The 15,139-nt window shown below is 69.2% G+C and carries 14 protein-coding genes; 9 read left to right on the top strand and 5 right to left on the bottom strand.

Annotated features, from left to right (window positions below; genetic code table 11):
- The first annotated feature begins 86 nt into the window (after window positions 1-86).
- The 3 genes from VPA02S_RS13255 to pyk all read left to right on the top strand — a co-directional run bounded on the left by VPA02S_RS13255 (window position 87) and on the right by pyk (window position 3,816).
- Window positions 87-995 carry a LysR family transcriptional regulator gene (locus tag VPA02S_RS13255; RefSeq protein WP_062364058.1) on the top strand — a complete coding sequence of 303 codons (909 nt, stop codon included), beginning with the start codon at window positions 87-89 and terminating at the stop codon, window positions 993-995.
- A gap of 94 nt (window positions 996-1,089) precedes the next feature.
- Entirely contained in the window at window positions 1,090-2,283 is a 1,194-nt protein-coding gene (locus VPA02S_RS13260) for a phosphoglycerate kinase (RefSeq protein WP_062364060.1), read from the top strand.
- Between the two features lie 84 nt (window positions 2,284-2,367).
- Window positions 2,368-3,816 carry a pyruvate kinase gene (gene pyk, locus VPA02S_RS13265; protein WP_062364063.1) on the top strand — a complete coding sequence of 483 codons (1,449 nt, stop codon included), beginning with the start codon at window positions 2,368-2,370 and terminating at the stop codon, window positions 3,814-3,816.
- Between the two features lie 6 nt (window positions 3,817-3,822).
- Here the strand turns inward: pyk and VPA02S_RS13270 are convergent, their stop codons facing one another.
- The gene (locus VPA02S_RS13270; RefSeq protein ID WP_015867838.1) at window positions 3,823-4,839 is read right to left on the bottom strand and encodes a 1-aminocyclopropane-1-carboxylate deaminase; all 1,017 of its coding nucleotides are present in this window, start codon (window positions 4,837-4,839) and stop codon (window positions 3,823-3,825) included.
- A 136-nt stretch (window positions 4,840-4,975) separates the two neighbouring features.
- Between VPA02S_RS13270 and VPA02S_RS13275 the strand changes: the two genes are divergently transcribed.
- The 3 genes from VPA02S_RS13275 to VPA02S_RS13285 all read left to right on the top strand — a co-directional run bounded on the left by VPA02S_RS13275 (window position 4,976) and on the right by VPA02S_RS13285 (window position 7,683).
- Window positions 4,976-5,494: an Lrp/AsnC family transcriptional regulator gene (locus VPA02S_RS13275; RefSeq protein WP_062364065.1), complete on the top strand. Its 519-nt coding sequence runs from the start codon at window positions 4,976-4,978 to the stop codon at window positions 5,492-5,494.
- A gap of 112 nt (window positions 5,495-5,606) precedes the next feature.
- Window positions 5,607-6,671 carry a class II fructose-bisphosphate aldolase gene (fba, locus tag VPA02S_RS13280; RefSeq protein WP_018905207.1) on the top strand — a complete coding sequence of 355 codons (1,065 nt, stop codon included), beginning with the start codon at window positions 5,607-5,609 and terminating at the stop codon, window positions 6,669-6,671.
- Window positions 6,672-6,777: 106 nt separating this feature from the next.
- Complete coding sequence (locus VPA02S_RS13285; protein WP_015867835.1) at window positions 6,778-7,683, top strand: phosphoribosylaminoimidazolesuccinocarboxamide synthase; 906 nt, start codon at window positions 6,778-6,780, stop codon at window positions 7,681-7,683.
- Between the two features lie 19 nt (window positions 7,684-7,702).
- On the opposite strand, the gene VPA02S_RS13290 is transcribed toward VPA02S_RS13285, so the two are convergent.
- Entirely contained in the window at window positions 7,703-8,155 is a 453-nt protein-coding gene (locus VPA02S_RS13290) for an META domain-containing protein (RefSeq protein WP_018905205.1), read from the bottom strand.
- Window positions 8,156-8,270: 115 nt separating this feature from the next.
- Window positions 8,271-9,191, bottom strand: coding sequence for a tetratricopeptide repeat protein (locus tag VPA02S_RS13295; RefSeq protein WP_062364067.1), 921 nt, complete (start codon window positions 9,189-9,191; stop codon window positions 8,271-8,273).
- A gap of 36 nt (window positions 9,192-9,227) precedes the next feature.
- On the opposite strand from VPA02S_RS13295, the gene purE reads away from it, so the two are divergent.
- The 3 genes from purE to VPA02S_RS13310 are packed head-to-tail and all read left to right on the top strand — an operon-like array spanning window position 9,228 to window position 11,970.
- Complete coding sequence (purE, locus tag VPA02S_RS13300) at window positions 9,228-9,779, top strand: 5-(carboxyamino)imidazole ribonucleotide mutase (protein WP_062364069.1); 552 nt, start codon at window positions 9,228-9,230, stop codon at window positions 9,777-9,779.
- Window positions 9,776-10,972 carry a 5-(carboxyamino)imidazole ribonucleotide synthase gene (locus VPA02S_RS13305; RefSeq protein ID WP_062364071.1) on the top strand — a complete coding sequence of 399 codons (1,197 nt, stop codon included), beginning with the start codon at window positions 9,776-9,778 and terminating at the stop codon, window positions 10,970-10,972. Before purE ends, VPA02S_RS13305 begins: the two co-directional genes overlap by 4 nt.
- Window positions 10,969-11,970, top strand: coding sequence for an L-threonylcarbamoyladenylate synthase (locus VPA02S_RS13310; RefSeq protein ID WP_062364073.1), 1,002 nt, complete (start codon window positions 10,969-10,971; stop codon window positions 11,968-11,970). The genes VPA02S_RS13305 and VPA02S_RS13310 overlap by 4 nt, the downstream gene beginning before the upstream one ends.
- 15 nt (window positions 11,971-11,985) lie before the next feature.
- Here VPA02S_RS13310 and VPA02S_RS13315 read toward each other — a convergent pair whose 3' ends face one another.
- The gene (locus VPA02S_RS13315) at window positions 11,986-13,569 is read right to left on the bottom strand and encodes an alpha/beta hydrolase family protein (RefSeq protein WP_062364075.1); all 1,584 of its coding nucleotides are present in this window, start codon (window positions 13,567-13,569) and stop codon (window positions 11,986-11,988) included.
- 128 nt (window positions 13,570-13,697) lie between these two features.
- The gene (gene dacB, locus VPA02S_RS13320; protein WP_062364077.1) at window positions 13,698-15,131 is read right to left on the bottom strand and encodes a D-alanyl-D-alanine carboxypeptidase/D-alanyl-D-alanine endopeptidase; all 1,434 of its coding nucleotides are present in this window, start codon (window positions 15,129-15,131) and stop codon (window positions 13,698-13,700) included.
- Window positions 15,132-15,139: the final 8 nt, after the last annotated feature.

The raw sequence follows: 15,139 nt of genomic DNA on the forward strand, positions 1-15,139 counted from the left end.
CTTTTTGTCTCCGGTGAGCCGCGATTGGGCAATGCCGCGTCTTATGATGCAATCGAAATTAATTCATCGATTGATGAAATAAGCATATGAATCTGACCCTGCGCCAATTGCGCGCCTTCGCGGCCGTGGCCGAGACCGGCAGCTTCACCGCGGCCGCGCAGCAGCTGCACCTCACGCAGTCGGCGCTCAGCGTGCTGGTGCGCGAGCTCGAGCGCGAGATGGGCGTGCAGCTGCTCGACCGCCACACGCGGCGCGTGCAGTTGTCCGAGGCCGGGCGCGAGTTCCTGCCTTCGGTGCACCGGCTGCTGGGCGACCTTGCGGGCGCGGTGGCGGGCGTCACGGATTTGCGTGACAAGAAGAAAGGGCTGTTGCGGCTTGCAGCGCCGCAGCTCATGGCCTGCACGCTGATGCCGCGCGTGATCGCGCTCTACCGCGAGGCGTTCCCCGACGTCGATGTGCGCCTGGCCGACACGCTGCCCGAGCACCTGCTGGCCGGCGTGACGGCCGGCGACGTCGAACTCGCGGTGGGACAGGACGTGGCGATCGACGGCGCCGTCGAGCGCCGCACGCTGTTCCGCGACCGCCACTGGCTGATCTGCCCGCCCGGCCACGCCTTTGCGAAGCGCCGCAAGGTGCGCTGGCATGAACTCGGCCCCTACACCTTCATCGCGCCCACGCGCGACTTCCGCCAGCGCGTGCTGCCCGAGCTGGCGCCGGCCGAGCGCGAGCTCATGCTGCGCCCGGGCACCCAGGAGGTGTCGTACATGACCACCGCGCTCGGCATGGTGGCCTCGGGGCTCGGGCTCACGGTGTGCCCGACCTATTCGGCGCCGCTGGTGCGCGCCCACGGGCTGCAGATGGTGCGGCTCGAATCGCCCGACTTCCACCGCGAGGTGTGCATCTACAGCGCGGCGCGGCGCACCCTCTCGCCGGCTGCCGCGAGCTTTGTCGAGATCCTCGAGCGCCATGCCCGGACGCAGCCCAAGGCCGGATGAAAAGCATCGGCGGGCCGCACGAGGCGCATAGAGCGGCGCCGGGGCCAAACCTACAATGGAAGGCGACCTGTCTTCCACCACCTCCTCCAGATCCATGAACGTCATTCGATTCACCGACCTCTGCGCGCAGGGCAAGGCCGCCGGCCAGCGCGTCTTCATCCGTGCCGACCTCAACGTGCCGCAGGACGATGCCGGCAACATCACCGAAGACACGCGCATCCGCGCCTCGGTGCCCTGCATCCAGCTGGCGCTCGACGCCGGCGCCGCCGTGATGGTGACCTCGCACCTGGGCCGCCCGACCGAAGGCGAATTCAAGCCCGAGGACTCGCTCGCCCCCGTCGCCAAGCGCCTGGGCGAGCTGCTCGGCCGCGAAGTGCCGCTGGTCGCCAACTGGGTCGACGGCGTTGACGTGAAGCCCGGCCAGGTCGTGCTGCTCGAGAACTGCCGCGTCAACAAAGGCGAGAAGAAGAACGACGAGGCGCTCGCGCGCAAGCTCGCCGCGCTCACCAACATCTACGTGAACGACGCCTTCGGCACCGCCCACCGCGCCGAAGCCACCACCTACGGCATTGCGCAGTTCGCCAAGGTGGCGGCGGCCGGTCCGCTGCTCGCGGCCGAGATCGACGCCATCACCAAGGCGCTGGCCCAGCCCAAGCGGCCGCTGGTGGCCATCGTGGCGGGCTCCAAGGTCAGCACCAAGCTCACCATCTTGAAGAGCCTGTCGGCCAACGTCGACCAGCTGATCGTCGGCGGCGGCATTGCCAACACCTTCATGCTCGCGGCTGGCCTTTCGATCGGCAAGTCGCTGGCCGAGCCCGACCTGGTCGACCAAGCCAAGGCGGTGATCGAAGCCATGCGCGCGCGCGGCGCCGACGTGCCGATCCCGGTGGATGTGGTCACGGCCAAGACCTTCGCGGCCGATGCGCCCGCCACCGTCAAGGACGCGGACTCCGTGGCCGACGACGACCTGATCCTGGACATCGGCCCCAAGACCGCCGCGATCCTGGCCGCGCAATTGCGCAAGGCCGGCACCATCGTCTGGAACGGCCCGGTGGGCGTGTTCGAGTTCGACGCCTTCGCGGGCGGCACCAAGGCCATCGCCCAGGCCATTGCCGAGAGCAGCGCGTTCTCGATTGCCGGCGGCGGCGACACGCTCGCGGCCATTGCCAAGTACGGCATCGAGAAGCAGGTCGGCTACATCTCGACCGGCGGCGGCGCCTTCCTCGAAGTGCTCGAGGGCAAGACGCTCCCGGCTTTCGAAATCCTTGCCAAGCGTGCCGCGGGCTGATTTTTCGCGCCCGCGCCGCGGTGCCCGCTTCCTGTTGTCGCACAAAGTGTATACAGTAGCGGATACAAAATGGAGACAAGCTCAATGATCACGGATCGCCTTCCCCGCCACGCCACCAAGATCGTCGCCACGCTCGGCCCGGCGTCCAACACGCCCGAGCTGCTGGAGCAGATGATCCTGAACAAGGTCAGCGTGGTGCGGCTCAATTTCAGCCACGGCACCGCGCAGGACCACATCGACCGCGCCGCCATGGTGCGCGAGGCCGCACGCAAGACGGGCCGCGAGGTGGCGATCATGGCCGACCTGCAGGGCCCCAAGATCCGCGTCGGCAAGTTCGCGCAGGGCAAGGTCTGGCTCGAGCCGGGCGCCAAGTTCGTGCTCGACGCCTCGCGCACCGAGCCCGGCGACGCCGAGGCTGTGGGCCTCGACTACAAGGACCTGCCGCGCGACGTGCGCCCCGGCGACCGGCTGCTGCTGAACGACGGCCTCATCGTGCTCACGGTCGACGCCGTGCGCGGCGAGGCGGTGCACACCACCGTCAAGCTCGGCGGTGAGCTCTCCAACAACAAGGGCATCAACAAGCAGGGCGGCGGCCTCACCGCCCCCGCGTTGACGGCCAAGGACATGGAAGACATCAAGACCGCGATGAGCTTCCAGGCCGACTACGTGGCCGTGAGCTTTCCCAAGAACGCCACCGACATGGAAATGGCGCGCCAGTTGTGCAACGTGGCCGCGGCCGAGTACGGCCACAAGCCGGGCCTCATCGCCAAGATCGAGCGCGCCGAGGCCATTCCCAAGCTGGAAGAGATCCTGCGCGCGAGCGACGGCATCATGGTGGCGCGCGGCGACCTCGCCGTCGAGGTGGGCAATGCCGCCGTGCCGGCGCTGCAGAAAAAAATGATCCGCATGGCGCGCGACATGGACAAGGTGGTGATCACCGCGACCCAGATGATGGAGTCGATGATCACCAACCCGGTGCCGACGCGCGCCGAGGTGAGCGACGTGGCCAACGCCGTGCTCGACGGCACCGACGCCGTGATGCTCTCGGCCGAAACCGCCTCGGGCCGCTACCCGCTCGAGACCGTGCAGGAGATGAGCCGCATCTGCGAAGCCGCCGAAGCGGCCGAAGACAAGACGCTGGACGCCGACTTCAGCGGCAAGACCTACAGCCGCATCGACCAGTCGATTGCCATGGGCGCGCTGTTCACGGCCCACCACCTGGGCGCCAAGGCCATCGTGGCGCTCACCGAGTCGGGCTCCACGCCGCTGTGGATGAGCCGCCATCGCGCGCACATCCCGATGTACGCGCTGACCTCGCGCCTGGCCACGCAGCGCCGCATGGCGCTCTACCGCAACGTGCGCCCGCTGCTGATGGATTCGGAGAGCGACCGCGACACCGCGCTCGAGCAGGCCGAAGCCCACCTGAAGAAACGCGGCATCGTGCAGACCGGCGATGTCTACGCCATCACCTGCGGCGAGCCGATGGGTGCCCCGGGCGGCACCAACATGCTGAAAATTTGCCGCGCGAGCTGAGCCCGCTCAGCCGTTCCTGAACAGGAAGCTGTAGGCGTTCAGCGCCGGCACACCGCCCAGGTGCGCATAGAGCACCTTCGAGCCGGCCGGGAATTCGCCCAGGCGCACCTTCTCGATCATCCCGTGCATCGACTTGCCCTCGTACACGGGGTCGGTCAGCATGCCTTCCAGGCGCGCGCAGAGGCGGATCGATTCCAGCGTGCCTTCGTTGGGCAGGCCGTATTCGGGGCCGCCGAAGCGGCGGTCGAGCACCACGTCCTTGTCGGTGATGTCGCGGCCCAGCTCGACCAGCTCGGCCGTGCCCTTGGCAATGCGCACGATCTGCGCGAAGGTCTGCTCGGGCTTGGCCGAGGCGTCGATGCCGATCACGCGGTCGGCCCGGCCGTCGGCCGCAAAGCCCACCACCATGCCGGCCTGCGTGCTGCCCGTGACCGAGCAGGTCACGATGTAGTCGAACTTGAAGCCCAGCTCGGCCTCCTGCTGCCGTACTTCCTCGGCAAAGCCGACGAAGCCCAGGCCGCCGCGCGGATGCTCCGAGCAGCCGGCCGGAATCGGAAAGGGCTTGCCGCCGGCCTTGCGCACGTCGGCCATGGCTTCTTCCCAGCTCTTGCGGATGCCGATGTCGAAGCCCGCGCTGTCCAGCCGCACGTCGGCGCCCATGATGCGGGACATCTCGATATTGCCGACGCGGTCGTACACCGCATCGGAATAGTTGACCCAGTTCTCCTGCACCAGCACGCACTTCAGGCCCAGGTGCGCGGCCACCGCCGCCACCTGGCGCGTCTGGTTCGACTGGATGCCGCCGATCGACACCAGCGTGTCGTAGCCGCCCTCGAGCGCCTCGGGAATCAGGTATTCGAGCTTGCGCGTCTTGTTGCCGCCGAAGGCCAGGCCGCTGTTGCAGTCCTCGCGCTTGGCGTAGAGCTCGACCTCGCCGCCCAGGTGGGCGCTCAGGCGCTTGAGGGGATGGATCGGCGTGGGGCCGAAGGTGAGCGCGTGGCGCGGGAATTTCTTCAGGTTCATCGGTGCTGCTCCAGGAAAGGGATGCCATCGATCGTAGGAAGAAGCCGCCGAAACGTGCTTGCAAACTTTGGTGGAATTGCGGCGCAAAAAAAGACAAGATCGGGGAATCAGAGATTTTTGATTTGCCAATACCCCAATGAGCACAACAAAGTTGCGTACCACGCCGGCGCAAGCGGCCGAAGCGGCCGAAGCGGCAGCGGAGCTCGACCGCACCGATCGCGCGATCCTGCGGGCCCTGCAGCGCGATGCCTCGGTGTCCAACGTGGCGCTGGCCGCCAAAGTCAACCTGAGCGCGCCGGCCTGCCTGCGCCGCGTGGAGCGGCTCAAGGCCGCGGGGCTCGTCAAGGGCATCGTGGCGCTGCTCGACGCCCAGGCGCTGGAGCTCGGCATGCTGGTGATGATCGGCGTGGTGCTCGACCGCTCCACGCCCGATTCCTTCGCCGATTTCGAGAAGGCCGCGCAAAAAGTCTCGGGCTGCCTCGAATGCCACGTGGTCACGGGCGAGTTCGACTACTTCATGCTCGTGCGAACGCGCGACAACGACAGCTTCAACCGCCTGCATGCCGAGCAGCTGCTGTACCTGCCGGGCGTGCGGCAGATCCGGACCTTCGTGGTGCTCAAGCAGGTGCTGTCGACCACGCAGCTGCCCATCTAGGAGCGCCCGCGCCGCGTGTCAGTGCCGTCCCACAAGGGGGCTCGATAGAATTGGGGCAGTTTTCTCTCGACTTTCCGCCTTCTTTTTCCCCTATTTCCGCGAGGTATTTCCCATGGCACTCGTCTCGATGCGCGAACTGCTGGACCACGCAGCCGCCAACGGCTACGGCATTCCGGCCTTCAACGTCAACAACCTCGAACAGGTCCAGGCCGTGATGGAGGCCGCCAAGGAAACCGGCGCGCCCGTCATCCTGCAGGCCAGCGCCGGTGCCCGCAAATACGCCGGCGAAGCCTTCATCAAGCACCTGATCCAGGCCGCGATCGAGCAGTACCCGAACATCCCGCTGGTCATGCACCAGGACCACGGCCAGAACCCCGACGTCTGCAAGGGCGCCATCGACCTGGGCTTCAGCTCGGTGATGATGGACGGCTCGCTGGAGGCCGACGGCAAGACCATTGCCAGCTACGACTACAACGTGGACGTCACCAAGAAGGTGTCGGACATGGCCCACCGCCTGGGCGTGACCGTCGAAGGCGAGCTCGGCTGCCTGGGCTCGCTCGAGACCATGAAGGGCGACAAGGAAGACGGCCACGGCACCGACGACACCATGACGCGCGAGCAGCTGCTCACCGACCCCGAGCAGGCTGCCGACTTCGTCAAGCGCACCCAGATCGACGCGCTGGCCATTGCCATCGGCACCAGCCACGGCGCCTACAAGTTCACGCGCGAGCCCACCGGCGACATCCTGGCGATCGACCGCATCAAGGAAATCCACCGCCGCATTCCCAACACCCACCTGGTGATGCACGGCTCGTCGAGCGTCCCGCAGGAGCTGCTGGCCATCATTCGCCAGTACGGCGGCAACATGAAGGAAACCTACGGCGTGCCCGTGAAGGAAATCCAGGAAGCCATCAAGCACGGCGTGCGCAAGATCAACATCGACACCGACATCCGCTTGGCCATGACCGGCGCGGTGCGCAAGTTCCTGGCCGAGAACCCCGAGAAGTTCGACGCCCGCGAATGGCTCAAGCCCGCGCGCGAAGCCGCCAGGCTGATCTGCAAGCAGCGCTACATCGAGTTCGGCTGTGAAGGCCAGGGCGCCAAGATCAAGGGCGACACGCTGCAGGTGGTCGCCGCCAAGTACGCCAAGGGCGAACTCGCGCAAGAAGTGGTCTGAAGACAAACTTTTTCCGCGAATCGCAGGCCACCGTTCGCGGTGGCTTTTTTCTGCGCGCACAATCCGTTTTCCCTCGTCACCCGTTTCCGCACAGCAGCACCGTTCCATGACCACCGTCCACACCTCTTCCATCCAGAGCCTGCCCCTGCTTGCGCGCGGCAAGGTGCGAGACAACTACGCCGTCGGCGAAGACCGCATCCTGATGGTCGCGAGCGACCGGCTCAGCGCCTTCGACGTGATCATGGGCGAGCCGATCCCGGGCAAGGGCGAGATCCTCACGCAGATGGCGCTGTGGTGGTTCGACCGCCTCGGCCAGCTGTGCCCCAACCACCTGACGGGCGAAGCGCCCGAGAGCGTGGTCACGCCCGAAGAAGTGCCGCAGGTCACCGGCCGCTCGATGCTGGTCAAGCGCCTGACGCCGATCCCGGTCGAGGCCGTGGTGCGCGGCTACCTGGCCGGCAGCGGCTGGAAGGAATACCAGGAAAGCCGTTCGGTCTGCGGCGTGCCGCTGCCCGAAGGGCTCACCAACGCCAGCAAGCTGCCGCGCCCGATCTTCACGCCCGCCGCCAAGGCCGCGGCCGGCGAGCACGACGAGAACATCAGCTACGACCGCGTGGTCGAGATCGTCGGCCCCAAGCTGGCGCAGCAGATCCGCGAGACCAGCCTGGAGATCTACGAAACCGCCGCGCAGATCGCGCTGGGCAAGGGAATGATCATTGCCGACACCAAGTTCGAGTTCGGCCTGGACGAAGCCGGCACGCTGGTGCTGATGGACGAGGTGCTCACGCCCGACAGCTCGCGCTACTGGCCGGTCGAGGGCTACCAGGCCGCGCTGGCCGCGGGCGCCAATCCGCCGAGCTACGACAAGCAGTTCGTGCGCGATTGGCTCGAAGCCACCAAGATCAACGGCAAGCCCTGGGACAAGACCCCGCCGGCGCCGCGCCTGCCGGCCGAGGTCATCGAAAAGACCGCGGCCAAGTACCGCGAAGCGCTGGAGCGGCTCACGGGCTGAGGAAAAAGGGCGCGCCGCTTCAGCGGCTCGCCGAATTCAGCGTGGCCACCGTGCGCCCGCTCGCGTCGAGCAGCGCGAGCCGTCCCGGGCCGGCGAGGCGATAAGTTGCGGTGGTCTGCAGCGCCGAGATGAATTGCGCCTCGTTGGCGCCGCGCACCGGGTCCGCACAGGCCATGCGGGTCGAGGCCAGCTGGCCGATGCGCAGCGTGATGCCGCTGCGCGTGAACGACCCCGACACGCGGTTGCAGCCGCCCGTTCCGCTGACGCGCCCGCTGCTGCGGTCGAACTGGATCTGCGCTTCGCCGCCGGACGCCACGGGCTCGTCGCCCAGTTGCACCAGGCGCCAGACCGGCCCCTCGATCGGCTCGTCGAGGCTGATGCCGCTGCCGCAGCCGGCCAGGGCGGCGGCCATCAGTGCGGACGCGAAAACGGAAAGCGCGATGCGGGCGCGGTGGCGGGCGGGAAAGCGCATGGCCGGGGTGTCCTTCTTCTCAATTGCAACAAGTTGAATCGCCGCCATCGTATGCGAGGCCGCCCCGGCTCGCCAAGATGCGTGCGCTTGCCGCAACCGGCCGCGCTTGCCCGGCTCAGCTCAGCACGACGCTGCTGAGCCGGCGGCGGTAGGTGGCCACCACCGGATCGTCCGGCGGAATCTGGCCGTCCGCCACCTTCACCTTGGGCGGCTCGATCAGGTCGAGGATCGCGATGTAGGTCTTGCGCGCGAGCTCCTCGTTCCAGGCCTTGTCGCGCATCAGGATCTCGAGCAGCTCGTCCATGGCGTCGGTCCAGCGCTGCCCGGCCATCAGCAGGCGGGCGCGGCCGAAGCGGGCGTCGAAGTCGCGCTTGCCGGCGGCGATCTTCGCGTCGAACTCGGCGATGGCGGGCGCGGCGCCCGAGGCCGGGGCCGCAAAATCGATCGCGTCCATCCAGCGCTGCAGCGAATCGAAGCGGCGCACCAGCGTGGTCCTGGCGATCACCGGCGCGAACGCCACCTTGGCATCGTCGATGCGGCCCATCTGCAGCAGCAGCTTGACGTAGTCGAAGCGCGCATCGTCGTTGGCCGGGTCGGTGGCCACCGCATGCTGCAGGCGCTCGAGCGCGCCCTCGGTGTCGCCTTCGGCCAGCGCTTCCTGGGCCGCGGCCTCCTGGGAGGCGGCTTCGAGCTGCTCGGCGGCGGGCACGTGCTTGTCGAGGAATTCGCGGATCTTGTCGGCGGGAATGGCGCCGACGAAGCCGTCCACCGGCTGGCCGTCCTTGAACATCACGCAGAACGGGATGCTGCGCACGCCGAACATTTCGGACAGCTGCGACGAGATCTGGGGCACCTTGTCGGCGTCCAGCTTGGCCAGCGTGAAGCGCCCGGCGTACTCGGTTTCGAGCTTTTCGAGCACCGGGCCGAGCTGCTTGCACGGTCCGCACCATTCGGCCCAGATGTCGAGCAGCACCGGCGTGGCGACCGAGCCTTCGATCAGTTCAGCCTGAAAATTTTCGAGAGTGATGTCGATCATCGGGAACAACTGGGGGTGAAACGTAAAATTGGAACCATGAACGAAACCATTCAGGTCGGTGTAGTGATGGGCTCGAACTCCGATTGGGAGACGATGCGCAACGCGGTCGAGATTCTCCAGCAATTCGGGATCCAGCACGAAGCGAAGGTGGTCTCGGCCCACCGGATGCCCGATGCGCTCTTCGCCTATGCCGAAAGCGCCGCCGGGCGCGGGCTTTCCGCGATCATCGCGGGTGCGGGCGGCGCCGCCCACCTGCCGGGCATGCTGGCCGCCAAGACCACGGTGCCGGTGCTCGGCGTGCCGGTGGCCAGCCGCCACCTGCAGGGCGTCGACTCGCTCTACAGCATCGTGCAGATGCCCAAGGGCGTGCCGGTGGCCACCTTTGCCATCGGCAACGCGGGGGCGGCCAATGCGGCGCTGTTCGCGGTGGCGATGCTGGCGGTGAACGATCCGGCGCTGCGGGCCCGGCTCGATGCCTTCCGTGCCGCGCAGACCGCCGCGGCCGAGGCCATGACGCTGCCGCCGCCGGCGGCCGCGGATGCCGCCGCCGTGTCGCCGTTCTCGCCCCAGGGCGGGGGTGCGCTGTGAACCACAGCGGCAACGGCCTTCCCATTCTTCCGGGCGCCACGCTCGGCGTGCTCGGCGGCGGCCAGCTGGGCCGCATGTTCGCCCACGCCGCCCAGCGCATGGGCTATTTCACGGCCGTGCTCGACCCTGACGCCGACAGCCCCGCCGGCCGCGTGAGCCACCACCACATCCACACCGACTACGCCGACGTCGACGGCCTCGCGCGGCTCGCGGGCCTGGCCGATGCGGTCACCACGGAGTTCGAGAACGTGCCGGCGCCCTCGCTGGAGAAGCTGTCGGTGGCCCGGCCCGTGGCCCCCGACGCGGGCGCCATCGCCATCGCGCAGGACCGCATCGCCGAAAAGGCCCACTTCACGCGCTGCGGCGTGGCCTGCGCGCCCTATGCGGTCATCGAGACCGCGGCCCAGCTCGCCGCGGTGGAAGATGCGCTGCTGCCCGGCATCCTCAAGACCGCGCGCCTGGGCTACGACGGCAAGGGCCAGCAGCGCGTGTCCACGCGCGCCGAACTGGTCGACGCCTGGCAGGCCGCGGGCTGCGTGCCCTGCGTGCTCGAAAAGCTGCTGCCGCTCGAATTCGAATGCTCGGTGATCGTCGCGCGCGGCCGCGACGGGCAGCTGGTGCACTTTCCGCCCCAGCGCAACCTGCACCGGGACGGCATCCTGGCCGTGACCGAGGTGCACGCCCAGAACATGCCCAAGACCGTGGCCCAGGCGGCCATCAACTCGGCCAGGAGCATTGCCACCGGGCTGGACTACGTGGGCGTGCTGTGCGTGGAGTTCTTCGCGCTGGCCGACGGCTCGCTGGTGGTGAACGAAATGGCGCCCCGGCCGCACAACAGCGGCCACTACACCATGGAAGCCTGCGACGTCTCGCAGTTCGAGCTGCAGGTGCGCACCCTTGCGGGCCTGCCGCTGGCCGCGCCGCGCCAGCACAGCCCGGCGGTCATGCTGAACCTGCTGGGCGACCTGTGGTTCACCGCGGGCGGCGACAAGCCGGTGGCGCCGCGCTGGAGCGACGTGCTCGCGCTGCCCGGCGTGCACCTGCACTTGTACGGCAAGATCGAACCGCGCCGCGGCCGCAAGATGGGCCACCTGACGCTCACCGGCGCCACCCTCGAAAATGTGCGCGCCGCGGCCTCCCAGGCCGCCACCATGCTCGGCCTGCCGGCACTGTCGGCGGCCGACTTCGCATGATCCTCGACGGCCAATCCCCGGAGGCCATTGCCGAGGCCGTGCGCGTGCTGCGCGCGGGCGGGCTGGTCGCGTTCCCGACCGAAACCGTCTACGGCCTGGGCGCCGATGCCACCAGCGACATGGCGGTGGCGGGCATCTTCAAGGCCAAGGGCCGGCCGGCCGACCATCCGCTGATCGTCCACGTGGCGGCCGGCATCAAGGGCACCGAGGCGCTCTCGCGCTTCGCGCAGCCGCTGCCGCCCTTCGCGCAGAAGCTGGTGCAGGCCTTCTGGCCCGGCCCGCTGACGCTGATCGTCACGCGCCAGCCCGGCGTGGCGGCCGCGGCCGCCGGCGGGCAGGACACCATCGGCCTGCGCTGTCCCTCGCATCCGGTCGCGCAGGCCCTGCTCGAGGCCTGCGCCGAGCAGGGCGTGCCAGGGCTCGCGGGCCCGAGCGCCAACCGCTTCGGCCGCGTGAGCCCCACCACCGCGCAGCACGTGCGTGACGAGTTCGGCGACGCGCTGACGGTGATCGACGGCGGCGCCTGCGAGGTCGGCATCGAGTCGACCATCGTCGACTGCAGCCGCGGCGCGCCCGTGCTGCTGCGCCCGGGCCTGATCACGCGCGCGCAGATCGAGGCCGCCGCGGGCGAGCGCCTGAGCAACCGCGAGGTGCTCGAGACGCCCGATCCGCGCGCCTCCGGCACGCTGGAAGCGCACTACGCGCCGAATGCCAAGCTGCGGCTGATGGATGCCAAGGCCATCCAGGCCGGCCTCGACGTGCTCGGCCCGGGCGCGGCCCACATCGCCGTGTGGACGCGCGTCGAGGTGCGCAGCCACTCGCAGCGCGTGCTGCAGCGGCGCATGCCGGACGACGCGGCGGCCAGCGCGCACCAGCTGTTCGCGGTGCTGCGCGAGTTCGATGCCGAGGGTGTCAAGCTGATCTGGGTCGAGACCCCGCCCGACACGCCCGAATGGGAAGGCGTGCGCGACCGCCTGCATCGCGCGTCCATGGGCTGACCCCGGTCTTCGCTGCTAGCCGCCGGCGGCCAGCACGCCCTGGAAGAAGCCGCGCGCCGAAGCCAGGCAGAACGGCGGCACCAGGCTGCCGTGGTAGGCCAGGGTGACGGCCTGCCGCTTGTCGGCGTCGCTGCCCGGGGTGTTCTGCGCCAGGGTGCTCTTGGCCTGCGCGAAGCCGGCGCGCGCGGCGGAGTACGAGTCGGTGGTGCCGGAATCCTCCAGGTCGACCACCGTCAGCGCGGCGGCAGGCATGCCGCGGGCGCGGAAGTAGCCGGCGGTGGCGCGGGTGCTCAGGAAGTTCACGGTCGGATCGTTGGCGCCGCCGCACATGAGCACCGGCCGCGTCGGCAGCCAGGTGCGCAGGTCGTTGGCGCGCGCCGCCTTGCGAAAGCCCACGGCCGGCCTGCAATCGAGCGGCGAGGTCGTGCTCAGCGAGGCCGCCGTGGCGGGCAGCGCATTGCCGGGGCAGGGGTTCGCCTGGATGTCACCGGCCGCCTGCGTCAGGTAGCTCTGGCGGATCAGGTTGTTGGCGCCGTAGAAGATCGACAGCTCCGGGCTCACCGGGCCCGGCGTCGCACCCGCGGGAAACAGCGCGAGCTGCGGCAGCTTGCCGTTGGCATACAGCGTGGTGATGGGCGTGAGGCTCGGCAGCAGGGTGTCGATGCCGGTGGCGTACTGCGCTTCGTAGATGTCGCTGGTGCTGCCGTAGACATCGCCGAACTGCTGCTGCCAGCTGGCCGAGAGCAGCGGCACGAACAGCGTGCTGCCGAGCGCCGGCCAGCCCATGAAGGTGTAGTCCGCCAGCAGCCCGATGGCCGAAGGCGCGGAGAGCGGCGCCGACGCCGTCACCGCCCGGCCCGTGGCCTGCATCTCGCGGTGCGCCGCCAGCGCCACGTAGCCGCCCTGCGAATAGCCGGTGATCAGCAGCGAGCCCGCGTCGGTGGCGTCGATGCCCGCGAAGGTCTTGCGCGCCGCGGTGAGCGCGTCCACCATGTCCTTGCCCTGCTGGTCGCCGTTGAGATAGGGGTGGTAGGGCAGCGTCGACTTGTCGTAGCCCGCATAGTTGGGCGCCACCACGATGTAGCCCTGCGCCGCGAACATGGCGGCGACCGTCAGGCCTTCGCCGGCGGCCGGCTGGGTGGAGTCGGTCCACCTGGCAAGGTTGTAGTTGCGCGCGGCCGTGGTGCCGTGCGCATACAGCACCACCGGCCGCGGCCCGTTGCAGGCCACGTCGGCGCCGGAGGGCAGCATGATCGCGGCGGTGGCGTTGGTGGCCTCGTTCTTGCCGCCGATGGTGCGGTATTCGAGGTAGCGCACCTCGACCCCGCACCGTGGCGTGCCCGCCACCTGCAGCAGGGCCTTGCCTTGGTCGGTCGCCTGGAGGTTGGTGCGAAGCTGGTCGGCCGAGAGCTTGGCGGTCTGCTCGGGCGGGTCCGTGACGACCGAGCCGCGGCCGGTGTCGCCGGTTGGCGGTGGAAAGCCGATGCCGATGCCGCCGCCCCCTCCACCACCGCCGCAGGCCGCCAGCAGCAGCGTGGCGCCGGCCAGAGCCGCAACCTTGTGCAGCGGAGTGGGGAGTTGTCGTTGCGGCTTTTTCAAGGCGTGGCTCCTGATGTTGTCGAATCGAACGGGCGTCCGATTCTGTGCAGCGCCACGGCCGCGCGCAAGCGGCGCGTCTACCTAGAGAAGTTTTCAGTACACGGCCGCTGCCAAGCGGCCGAAGGCCCTCAGTTGTCCTGCGACGCCCAGTCGACCAGCGCGTCGAACGCGGCGCGCGCAGCCCCGGCGTTCTCTCCGTTGGCAATCGCCACCAGCACGTAGCGGCGGCCGCTCGCGCCGTGCACATAGCCGGCCACGCCGGCCGCATCGCGCAGCGAGCCGGTCTTCAGGTGGGCCGCGCCGCCCGAGCGCAGCGTGCGCTTCCTGAGCGTGCCGTCCACCCCCATGGCGGGCAGCGAGGACACCAGTTCCGGCATCAGCGGCGAGCGCCAGGCCACCTGCAGCATCCGGCCGAGCGCCGCGGCGCTGATGCGCTCGTCGCGCGACAGGCCCGAGCCGTTGTCGAACACCGGCGGCGCCTCGCCGGTGCCGATGCGCTCGCGCCACCACTGGCCCAGCGCGCTGCGCGAGGCCTCGAAGCTGCCGCGGTTCTTCTGCGTGAGCCCGAGCGTGAGGAACAGCTGCTGCGCCATCACGTTGTTGCTGTACTTGTTGATGTCGCGCACCACCTCCGAAAGCGGCGGCGAGCCGAACTCGAACGCCGGCCAGAGCCCGGCCGGCACGCGGCCGTCGCGCATCTGGCCGCCGACCCGGCCGCCCATCTCGGCCCACATGCCGCCGATGGCGCGCAGGCCGTAGGTGCGCGGATCGGCATAGGCCACGGCCCAGCTTTTCTCGCCGCAGGCGGCCGGCAGGGCGCCCAGGAAGCGGATGCGGTTCGGGTCGCTGAAGTCGGGCTTGATGGCCGCGCGCCAGTCACCGCATTCGCCGGGCGCGAGCGCCACCGTGGGCTGCATCGACACGCTGGCGAGCGGCGGCTCGTAGCTCACGCGCGCCTGCTGGCCGCCGCGTTCGGGCGTGAAGACCATGTTGACCGACTTGAAGTTGACCAGCAGCGCCTCGGGCGAGGCGTTGTAGGGCCGCAGCGGCTCGCCGTCGAAGGCGGCCGGGTCGTTCTCGATCGCGGCGTCGAAGGCGCTGCGGTCCAGCACGATGTCGCCGCTCACGCTGGTGATGCCCAGGCCCTGCACGCGCCGCAGCAGCAGCCAGGCGCGCTCCAGCACCAGCTTGGGATCGCCCTGGCCCTTGATGTAGAGGTTGCCGTTGAGCACGCCGTTGCTCACCGTGCCGTCGATGTAGACCGGCGTGCTCCAGCTGTAGGCCGGCCCGAGCAGGTCGAGCGCCGCGTAGGTGGTGACCAGCTTCATGATCGACGCCGGATTCACCGGCACCTGCGTGCGCCAGGCCAGGCGCGGCGGGCGCAGGCCGTCGGCATCGGCCACCAGCATCGTCACCGAATCACGCGGCACCTTGGCGCGCGCGAGGGCGGCCTCCACTTCGCCTGGAAAGACCTGCTGTGCAAGCGCGCCCGGAATGGACAGGGCGGTGAAGGAAAGCGCGCAGGCGGTGCGCAGGAAGAAGGAGAGACGGCGAAGACGCATCGTGCCGA

It is taken from the genome of Variovorax paradoxus NBRC 15149 (genome assembly GCF_001591365.1).
Classification (GTDB): domain Bacteria; phylum Pseudomonadota; class Gammaproteobacteria; order Burkholderiales; family Burkholderiaceae_C; genus Variovorax; species Variovorax paradoxus.

What these genes read in the sequence shown, in the direction of transcription:
- VPA02S_RS13255 (WP_062364058.1), top strand. Translation starts at nt 87, where the DNA reads ATGAATCTGACCCTGCGCCAATTGCGCGCCTTCGCGGCCGTGGCCGAG.
- VPA02S_RS13260 (WP_062364060.1), top strand. Translation starts at nt 1,090, where the DNA reads ATGAACGTCATTCGATTCACCGACCTCTGCGCGCAGGGCAAGGCCGCC.
- pyk (WP_062364063.1), top strand. Translation starts at nt 2,368, where the DNA reads ATGATCACGGATCGCCTTCCCCGCCACGCCACCAAGATCGTCGCCACG.
- VPA02S_RS13270 (WP_015867838.1), bottom strand. Translation starts at nt 4,839, where the DNA reads ATGAACCTGAAGAAATTCCCGCGCCACGCGCTCACCTTCGGCCCCACG.
- VPA02S_RS13275 (WP_062364065.1), top strand. Translation starts at nt 4,976, where the DNA reads ATGAGCACAACAAAGTTGCGTACCACGCCGGCGCAAGCGGCCGAAGCG.
- fba (WP_018905207.1), top strand. Translation starts at nt 5,607, where the DNA reads ATGGCACTCGTCTCGATGCGCGAACTGCTGGACCACGCAGCCGCCAAC.
- VPA02S_RS13285 (WP_015867835.1), top strand. Translation starts at nt 6,778, where the DNA reads ATGACCACCGTCCACACCTCTTCCATCCAGAGCCTGCCCCTGCTTGCG.
- VPA02S_RS13290 (WP_018905205.1), bottom strand. Translation starts at nt 8,155, where the DNA reads ATGCGCTTTCCCGCCCGCCACCGCGCCCGCATCGCGCTTTCCGTTTTC.
- VPA02S_RS13295 (WP_062364067.1), bottom strand. Translation starts at nt 9,191, where the DNA reads ATGATCGACATCACTCTCGAAAATTTTCAGGCTGAACTGATCGAAGGC.
- purE (WP_062364069.1), top strand. Translation starts at nt 9,228, where the DNA reads ATGAACGAAACCATTCAGGTCGGTGTAGTGATGGGCTCGAACTCCGAT.
- VPA02S_RS13310 (WP_062364073.1), top strand. Translation starts at nt 10,969, where the DNA reads ATGATCCTCGACGGCCAATCCCCGGAGGCCATTGCCGAGGCCGTGCGC.
- dacB (WP_062364077.1), bottom strand. Translation starts at nt 15,131, where the DNA reads ATGCGTCTTCGCCGTCTCTCCTTCTTCCTGCGCACCGCCTGCGCGCTT.